General features: G+C 69.0%; 5 protein-coding genes. 2 read left to right on the forward strand and 3 right to left on the reverse strand.

Annotation, left to right across the window (positions count from 1 at the left end; genetic code table 11):
- Both D180_RS11215 and D180_RS11220 read right to left on the reverse strand, forming a co-directional pair.
- Positions 1 to 820: ABC transporter permease subunit (locus D180_RS11215; RefSeq protein ID WP_017912869.1), on the reverse strand; the 820-nt coding region annotated here is incomplete at its 3' end.
- 522 nt (positions 821 to 1342) lie between these two features.
- Positions 1343 to 4132, reverse strand: a complete 2790-nt coding sequence (locus tag D180_RS11220) for a bifunctional diguanylate cyclase/phosphodiesterase (RefSeq protein WP_043090834.1) — start codon at positions 4130 to 4132, stop codon at positions 1343 to 1345.
- A 163-nt stretch (positions 4133 to 4295) separates the two neighbouring features.
- Between D180_RS11220 and D180_RS11225 the strand changes: the two genes are divergently transcribed.
- Together D180_RS11225 and D180_RS11230 are read left to right on the forward strand one after the other, a co-directional pair.
- Entirely contained in the window at positions 4296 to 6398 is a 2103-nt protein-coding gene (locus D180_RS11225; RefSeq protein ID WP_225851616.1) for a PAS domain S-box protein, read from the forward strand.
- A 4-nt stretch (positions 6399 to 6402) separates the two neighbouring features.
- Positions 6403 to 8127, forward strand: coding sequence for an EAL domain-containing protein (locus D180_RS11230; RefSeq protein WP_010341742.1), 1725 nt, complete (start codon positions 6403 to 6405; stop codon positions 8125 to 8127).
- Positions 8128 to 8520: 393 nt separating this feature from the next.
- Here the strand turns inward: D180_RS11230 and D180_RS11235 are convergent.
- Positions 8521 to 9503 (reverse strand): ATP-binding protein (locus D180_RS11235; RefSeq protein ID WP_017912872.1); only part of this gene is annotated, 983 nt, incomplete at its 5' end.

The following is a 9503-nucleotide window of genomic DNA, read 5'->3' on the forward strand; positions in this document are numbered from 1 at the left end:
TGTCCGACCAGGCCACGATCGGGCGGAACAGCAACTGGTCGTACAGCGCGATCAGCACCGCCATCGCCACCACCGCCCAGCCGACCGCGGCGAAGTTGCGCTGCGCGATCGCCAGCGCCAGGTACGAGCCGATGCCGGGCAATTCCAGGGTGTGGTCGCCGACGCTGATCGCCTCGGAAGCGACCACGAAGAACCAGCCGCCGGACATGGACATCATCATGTTCCAGATCAGCGAGGGCGTGGCGTACGGCGCCTCCAGCCGCCAGAAACGCTGCCAGGCGCTGAGCCCGAAACCGCGCGACACTTCGTCCAGGTCGCGCGGCACGTTGCGCAGCGACTGGTAGAACGAGAACGCCATGTTCCAGGCCTGGCTGGTGAAGATGGCGAAGATCGAAGCCAGTTCGGCGCCGATCTGCCGGCCTGGGAACAGGCCCAGGAAGAAGGTCACGGTGAAGGTGAGGAAGCCCAGCACCGGCACCGACTGCAGGATGTCCAGCGCCGGCACGATCACCCGCTCGGCGCGCCGGCTCTTGGCGGCCAGGGTCGCCACCACGAAGGTGAACACCAGCGAGGCGGCCATCGCCGCGAACATGCGCAAGGTGGTGCGCAGGCCGTATTCGGGGAGCTGCCACAGTTCCAGCGACACCGCGGCGGTGCCGGCCGGCGGCAGCGGCGCGCGCATGTCGGATGCGCCATGCAGCAGCAACGCACCCAGGCCCAGCAGCAGCGCGAACACCGCAAGATCGTGCAGGTTGGGCAGTACGCCGGGGCGTGCGGCGAGCTGTCCGGGCGCGGAGCGGTCGCGGGCGAATGGCAGCATGGGAAGATCCGGCAGGAGCGGCAGCGAACGCCGCAGGAAAAAGGACGCTGGCGCGGGTTGCGAAGCGGACCGCCCAGTGTGACCGGGGAAGATGTACGCCGTGCGTCAGCCGCTGCCGGCCGCGCGGGTGTCCCCAGACAATGCGGTGCACGCACGCCGTCGCCACACGACGCAACCGCGCAGCGACGGACGGCTCAGGGAGGATGGCGATGGCAGGCGCATGGGCGGCTCCGACGATGGGCAACGCCAGGGGCTACGCTCGGAGTCCTCGCGGATCGGGCTTGCGCACTTTCGGAATCAAGGCCAGCACCGCGCGGGGCTGGCGAACGATCCCGTCCTGAGCGGACGGGACCCATCTGGGACGACCCAGACCGTGGCGGTCCTGTCAGCTCTGTCGCTGCAGCGTCGGTCTAGGATGACTGTCCAAGGAAGGTGGCCTCTGGCCGGAAAACGATGGGCGCGCGCAGTATAGCCAGCTGCTGCGTCGCCGCAAGCCCGTGCGGCGCACGCGGCGCCGCACATTCACTGCGCAGCCAGCACCAGCCGCGGGTGTGTGGCTGGCGCCACCTGCTGGCGCGCGCGCAACCAGGCGGCCAGCTCGCGTGGCGGCAACGGCCGCGAGTGCAGATAGCCCTGGATCTCGTCGCAGCCCTGCTCGCGCAGCAAGGCCTCTTCCTGCACCGTTTCCACGCCCTCGGCCACCACCTGCATGCCCAGCGCGTGGCCGAGCTGCACGATCGCCTGGGTGACCTTGGCGGTGCCGCTGTCGTGCAGCATGTCCTGCACGAAGCTGCGGTCGATCTTCAGGCGCTGCACCGGGAAGCGATTGAGGTAATGCAGGTTGGAGAAGCCGGTGCCGAAGTCGTCGACCGCCAGCAGCACGCCTTCCTGCTCGAACAGTTCGAAGCAACGGCGCAGCGATTCGCTGTCGCGGATCAGCGCCGACTCGGTCAGTTCCAGTTCCAGCCGCTTCGGCGACCAGCCGTTGCGCTGGCACAGCTCGATCACCCGCTCGGCAAAGCCGCGGTCGCGCAACTGCATCGCCGAGACGTTCACCGAGACCCGGTCGAAGCTCAGCCCCGCCGCATCCCAGGCCGCGGCTTGGCGGCAGGCCTCGCCGATCACCCAGTCGCCCAGGCGCACGATCTCGCCGCATTCCTCGGCGATCGGAATGAACTCGGCCGGGTTGCAATGGCCGTGGCCGGGGCGGTGCCAGCGCAGCAGCGCTTCCACCGCCGGCGCGCGCTCGCCCGCCGCGTGCACCAGCGGCTGGTACACCAGCGAGAACTCCTCGCGATCCAGCGCGCCATGCAGCGCATGCTCGATCTCCAGGCGCCGTTGCGCGCGCAACAGCACGTCCTGGCTGTAGTAATGGCAGGTGTTGCGTCCCGATTCCTTGGCCGCATACATCGCCGCGTCGGCGGCGCGCAGCAGGCCGTCGAAGTCCTGGCGCCCCTCCTCCATCAACGCGATGCCGATGCTGGCGCCGATCTTGATCACGTTCTCGCCGCTGTGCAGCGGTTCGGCCAGCGCCGCGATCAGCTTGCGCGCCACGTGCCCGGCGTCACCGGGCTCGGCCAAATCGCGCAGCACCACCAGGAACTCGTCGCCGCTGAAACGGCCGAACAGGTCGCTGGTGCGCAGCTGCTGATGCATGCGGGTGGCCGCCAGCTTCAGCAGCGCGTCGCCGGTGGCGTGGCCGAAGGAATCGTTGATGCTCTTGAAGCCGTCCAGGTCGACGAACAGCATCGCCAGCGTGGTGCCACGCTCCACCGCCTCGTGCATCGCCTTCTCGGCCTGCTCGCGCAGCAGCTGCCGGTTCGGCAGGCCTGTCAGCAGGTCGTAATGGGCCAGCAGCTCGATGCGCTCGCTGGCCTCGCGTTCGCGGGTGATGTCGCGGAACAGCACCACGAAGCGCGGCGGCAGGCCGTCGCGTTCGTCCAGCTCGATCAGCACCTGCACCCAGATGCGCTGCCCGGACGGGCGGTGGAAGCACAGGTCCAGTTGCTCCGGCAGGCCGCCCTCGGTGATGCGCACCAGCGCCGACTCGAACGCATCGCGCGAGTCCTGGGTGTACAAGGCCAGCGCGTGATCCAGATCGATGGCCTCCTTGCGCAGGCCATGGATGCGGTAGCACTCCTCGGTCCACTGCATGCGCCGGGTGCCGACCTCGATCTCGCAGCCGCCTATCTTGCCCAGCGCCGAGACGCGGTTGAGCAGTTCGGTGCGCCAGCGGATCAGGGCGTCGGTCTGGCGCTGCTCGGTGATGTTCTGCACCTGGCCGAGCACGCGCTGGATGCGGCCGTCGGCCTCCACCTGCGGCTGCGCCCACACCCGCAGGTGCAGCGGCGACTCGCTGCCACACACCAGCTCGACCTCGAAGTTGGCCGGCTTGGCCTCGCGGGCCATGCGCCGCCAGACCGAGATCAGCTGCGCCATCGAATCGCGGCTGAGCAGGCGCAGCCAGCCGCGGCTGCTCGGCGCCTGCTGTTCGTCCAGCCCCGTGACGCGCAGGAATTCGCGCGAGCACCACACCCGGTCGCGCAGCGGATCCCAGGACCAGCTGCCCATGCGGGTCATGCGCTGCGCCTCGCGCAGCAGGGTCTGCTGGTCGCGCAGGCGCTGCTCGAGCAGCTTCTGCTCGTGGATGTCGGTGTGCGTGCCGATCATGCGCAGCGGGCTGCCGTCGGCGGTGCGTGCGACGATGCGGCCGCGGTCCAGGATCCAGTGCCACTGCCCGTCCTGCCGGCGCAGGCGGAACTCGCACATATAGGTTTCGGTGCGGCCCTCGAAATGCGCGCGGATCGCCTGGCGCAGGCGCTCCTGGTCGTCGCCGTGGACCAGCGGCAGCAACGCGTTCAGGCCGTCGGCCGGAGCATCGCCGGCGTAGCCGAGCATCCGCTTCCAGCGCTCGGAGCGGAAGATGGTGTCGCTGGGGATGTCCCAGTCCCACAGCCCGTGCTCGGCGCTGTCCAGGGCGATCTCCCAGCGGGTGGCGCCATCGCTGCCGACCGGTTCGGGCACGCTGAGGGTGTAGGCCAGCAGGCCGCCGCTGTCGTCGCGCACCGCGCGCAGCCAGCCGTCCAGGCGTCGCCCGGCGGTGCCGGGCAAGGCGCAGGCCAGCATGGTCTCGCCGCCGAACAGGCGCTCGCGGGCCGCACGCAACAACTCGGCGTACGCCTCCACGGTGCGCGGCAGCTCCAGTGCCTGCGCTGCCCGGTTCGCCGCCAGCGGCCTGCCGTCGGCGTCCAACAGGACGAGCGCCGAGGTGAGCGGGTGCTGCAGCAAGCTTGCGATGACGCCTTGATCCACGCCGAGATGCTCCGTTTCGCCGCCCTGAAGGCCAGCGGTCGAAGGTGATAACGGCACCCGGCGGCATTAATTGAGCGCCCGCACCGCCCGACCATGGGCCGCGGCGGCCGTCAGCGGCTAAGATGTCCGCCGGACACGGACCACCGCAGCAGGCTGCCGGGGCATGCAACCACAACGCGACAGCTCCCTGCCCCATCAGGCGACCTCCGGCATGCGCCTGGCGCAGCGCCTGGACCGCGGCATCTGGAGAGTGGTGCTGCTGTACGTGCTGCTGGGACTGGCGCTGTCGATCGGCAGCGACCTGGTTTTGGCGCATTTCGTAGACGATCCCCGCACGTTGATCGTCCTGCAGCTGGTCAACGACGCCCTGTTCCTGACCCTGACCGCGATCGCCCTGTACTACCTGCTGCGCCCGCTGGTGCGGGCCGCGGTGCAGGCGCACACCCGGCTGGCGTTGTCGGAGGCCGGCTACCGGCAGATGTTCCACGCCAATCCCAGCCCGATGCTGGTCTACGACCTGGAAAGCCTGCGCATCCTCGACGTGAACCCCACCGCGGTCGCCTTCTTCGGCTGGTCGCACGACGAGTTCGTCGGACTGGAATTGGCGCGACTGTGGCCGCCCAGCGCCAGCGCCCGCCTGGCCGAGGTGATCGAGACGATCCGGCAGACCCCGTCCAAGACCTGCGTGGTGGCCGAGCCGCTGCGCCTGCGCGACGGTAGCCAGTGCATGGCCGAGGCGCGCAGTACCAGCCTGGACTACCACGGCCGGCAGGCGCGGCTGGTGGTGATCAGCGACCGCAGCGCCGAGTACGACGCGCAGCGCCGCCGCGACCAGGCCCTGCAGCATCTGCAGGAGGCGCAGTCGATCGCGCGGCTGGGCTCCTGGCAACTGGACCGGGCCAGCGGCCTGGGCAGTTACTCCGAGCAGGTCTACCGGATGCTCGGCCGGCGCGTGCCGGACCAGCCGCGCCAGCACCGCCTGGAAGAGCTGCTGGTCCCGCCCGACGTGGCCTCGCAGGCGCGCATCCAGCGGGTGATCGAGGACCTGTGCGGCAGCGCGCCGCTGCAACTGGACATGCTGCTGCCGGTGCTGGCCGCCGACGGCCAGGCGCGCATGCTGCATCTGCGCGCCGAATCGTCCAGCGACGACGCAGGCGGCGCCTGCGTGCACGGCACCCTGCAGGACGTGACCGAGCACGAGCGCTCGCGGCGCCTGCTGCACGAGCGCGAGGAGCAGTTCCGCGAACTGGTGCGGGTGCTGCCGGACGGCGTGGCGATCCTGCACCAGGAACACGTGCTGTACGCCAACGCCGCCTGCGCCGGGCAGTTCGGCTTCGAGGGCGAGAACCTGCTCGGCGAGCCGCTGCAGGGCCTGGTCGACAGCGCCGACCTGGCGCTGGTACGGCAACGGATGGGCGCGGCCGGGGCCAAGGGCGAACGCGGCGCCACCGCACGCATGTGCCGCCGCGACGGCTCGCTGTTCCATGCCGGGCTGTCGTTCGGCAACGTCCGCTACAGCGGCCGCGACTGCAAGCTGCTGATCGTGCGCGACCTCAGCGAACCGGAACGCATGCGCGACGCGCTGGCGCAGAGCAACCGCGAACTGCAGGCGATGGCGCGGCGCCTGTTCTCGTTGCAGGAAGACGAGCGCCGGGCGATCTCGCGCGACCTGCACGACGACATCGGCCAGGCGATCACCGCGATGAAGCTGTCGGCGCACGCGGCGCTGGACGAGACCGACGCCGAGCGCCGCCGCGAGGATCTCAGCGAGATCGTGAGCCTGGCCGACAGCAGCATCACCAAGCTGCGCAACCTCTCCACACTGCTGCGGCCGCCGCAGCTGGACGCGCTGGGCCTGGAAGCGGCGCTGCGCTGGCAGGCCGGCATGCTGTTCCGCGCGTCGCCGGTGCGCCTGCACCTGGACATCGCCACCCTGCCCGAGCGCCCCAGCGGCGAGGTCGAACAGGCCTGCTTCCGCATCGCCCAGGAGAGCCTGACCAACGTGCTGCGCCATGCCAGCGCCGGCGAGGTGCGGATGACCCTCGGCGACGAGGAACGCCAGCGCCTGCGCCTGGAAGTGGTCGACGATGGCGACGGTTTCGATCCGGCCGGGCCGCGCGGCCTGGGCCTGATCGTGATGCGCGAGCGCGCGCAGAGCGCCGGCGGTACCCTGCAGATCGACACCGCGCCCGGCGCCGGCACCCGGGTGACGCTGTGCCTGCCCTACACCACCGCGGCACCACCGTCGCCCCCGCCTGGAACCTGAGCCGATGTGGAATCCCGCCAGCGCCGTACCCGTGGACGACGAACTGCCGTCGCGCCTGGGTGCGGGTCATCCCGCCCTGACCGGCATGATCGCCGAGGCGCTCGCCGGTGGGCCGGGGGTGATGCTGCTGCACATCGACATCGACCACTTCGCCTCGATCAACGAGAACATGAGCCCGGAGGTCGGCGACCAGGCGCTGGCGCTGCTCGCGCACCGGCTGCAGGCGCACCTGCGCGGCCGCGGCCTGCTGTGGCGCCACGGCAGCGACGAACTGGTGATGGCGGTACCGCGCACCGCCGACGTGCCGCCGCCGGAAGCCTTCGCCGAGGAGATCCGGCAGCAGATCGAACTGCCGCTGTCGGTGCTGCCGTACACCCTGTTCATGACCGGCAAGATCGGCGTGAGCCTGTGCCCGGAGCATTCCACGCGGCTGTCGACCCTGCTCGACTTCGCCGAGGACGCGGTCTACCAGGCCGCGCGCGAAGGCGGCAACCTGGTGCGCCTGTACGCCGCCGACGGCCCGCCCAGCGCGCACAGCGAGAGCATCATCTCGCGGCAGATCGTCGACGCCATTCCCAACGGCGAGCTGCGCCTGCGCTACCAGCCGATGGTCAGCGCCCGCGACGGCCGCGTGGTCGGCATGGAATCGCTGCTGCGCTGGCAGTCGCCGACTCTCGGCATCCTGGTGCCGGAGCGCTTCATGCGCACCGCCGAGCGCCTGGGCGTGATCGTGCAGATCGGCACCTGGGTGATGGAAGGCGCGCTGCGCCAGGCGCGGCTGTGGCGCGACCAGGGCTTCGACGACTTCACCATCGCGGTCAACGTCTCCACCCTGCAGCTGCTGCGCCCGACCTTCTTCAACGAGGTGATGTCGGCGCTGCAGGCGGCCGGGGTACCGCCGCAGATGGTGGTGCTGGAGATCAACGAGAGCGCGTTGACCAACAACGTCAACTTCGTCCACGAGACCCTGGCTAATCTCTGCCGCGAAGGCATCAGCCTGAGCCTGGACAACTTCGGCACCGGCGATTCCAGCCTCAGCGCACTGGTGCGCTACCCGGTGGACAAGCTGAAGATCGACCGCAGCTTCATCAAGAGCGCGCCGGCCGGCAACCGCGAGGCGGCGATCGCCCGCGCGATCATCGCCATGGGCCACCAACTGGGCATGGTGGTGATCGCCAACGGCGTGGAATCGCAGGCGCAGCTCGGCTTCCTGCGCCGCAACGACTGCGACATCTTCCAGGGCTACCTGTTCGGCGAACCGATGTCCGCCGAAGCGGCGGGCATGGCCCTGCGCCGGCGCTACCTGCGCCCGGAATCGTTCACCGAGACCCGCCCGGACCGCACCCTGCTGCTGCTCGACGACGAGGAGAACGTGCTGCGCTCGCTGGTGCGCCTGTTCCGCCGCGACGGCTACCGCATCCTCGCTGCCGGCAACGTCCGCGACGCCTTCGACCTGCTCGCCACCAACGACGTGCAGGTGATCCTGTCCGACCAGCGCATGTCCGACATGAGCGGCACCGAGTTCCTGGGCCGGGTGAAGATGCTCTACCCCGACACCATCCGCCTGGTCCTGTCCGGCTACACCGACCTGGCCACCGTCACCGACGCGATCAACCGCGGCGCGATCTACCGCTTCCTGACCAAGCCGTGGAACGACGACGAACTGCGCGAACACATCCGCCAGGCCTTCCGCACGCACGACGAACAGCGGCGGGATGCGGGGCCCTGAGGGGCTGGGAATCGGGAACGGGGAATCGGGAATGGGAAAAGCCGCATTGCGGCTTTTCGTTTTTCAGGTCAGTTCATTGAAACGACATCGGGTGCGGAAAGCGGCAGCGGCAGTGTTCCCGCTGTTCCGATTCCCCATTCCCGATTCCCCATTCCCAGCTATTAGGGCTGCCTAACAGGAATCACGATCCGGACCGTCGAGCCTTGAACAGCGACGGGATTCGGGGTCCTGAGGGGCCGGGAATCGGGAACGGGGAATCGGGAATGGGAAAAGCCGCATTGCGGCTTTTCATTTTTCAGGTCAGGTCACTGAGGCGACATCGGGTACAAGGAAAGCGAACAGCGTCAGTGCTCCCGCTTTTCCGATTCCCCATTCCCGATTCCCCATTCCCAGCTACTTCGGCTGCCTAACCGGAATCACGATCCGGAACGTCGAGCCCTCGCCGACGACGCTGCTGACATCGATGCGGCCGTGGTGCTTGTTGACGATGCCGTAGGAGATCGACAGGCCCAGGCCGGTGCCGCTGCCGACCGGCTTGGTGGTGAAGAACGGGTCGAAGATGCGCTGCAGCAGGTCCGCCGGAATGCCGGCGCCGGAGTCCTTGAACTCGATCCACACCTCCTCGCCGTCCTGGCCGGTGCTGACCACGATGGTGCCGCGCTCGCCGATCGCCTGGCCGGCGTTGAGCAGCAGGTTCATGTACACCTGGTTGAGCTCGGACGGCAGGCACTCCACCAGCGGCAGGTTGCCGTAGTGGCGCTCCAGGGTGACCTTGTACTTGAGCTCGTTCCAGATGATGTTGATCGTCGATTCCAGGCCCGAGTGCAGGTCCACCAGCTTCCACGACTCCTCGCGGCCGGAATAGGAGAAGTCCTTCAGGTCGCGGACGATGCGGGTGACCCGCTCGATGCCTTCGCGCGATTCGGCCATCAGTTGCGGCAGGTCGCGGCTGATGAAATCGATGTCGAAGCGGTTGCGGATGTCGTCGATCTCCGGGATCAGCGCCTTCGGATCCGGCGCGCGCAGGGCGCGCTCGTAGGCCTCGATCAGGGTGAACAGGCTGCGCAGGTATTCCTGCAGGCTGCCCAGATTGGAATGGACGTAGCCGATCGGGTTGTTGATCTCATGGGCGACGCCGGCGGCGAGTTGGCCGATCGAGGCCATCTTCTCCGACTGCAGCAGTTTTTCCTGGGCGCCGTTGAGGCGCAGGTAGGCCTGGCGCAGCTCGGCGTGGCGTTGCTGCAGTTCCTGTTCGTAGTCCTGCTGGCCTTCGATGCCCTGGATCAGCATCAGGTAATGGCCGCCGTCCGCGTCGGCGTGGAAGTACAGGTGCGCCAGCACCACGTGCTGTTCGGTCGGCAGGCTGCCGCTCCAGC

This window comes from Xanthomonas sp. SHU 166, from assembly GCF_000364685.1.
Classification (GTDB): domain Bacteria; phylum Pseudomonadota; class Gammaproteobacteria; order Xanthomonadales; family Xanthomonadaceae; genus Xanthomonas_A; species Xanthomonas_A sontii.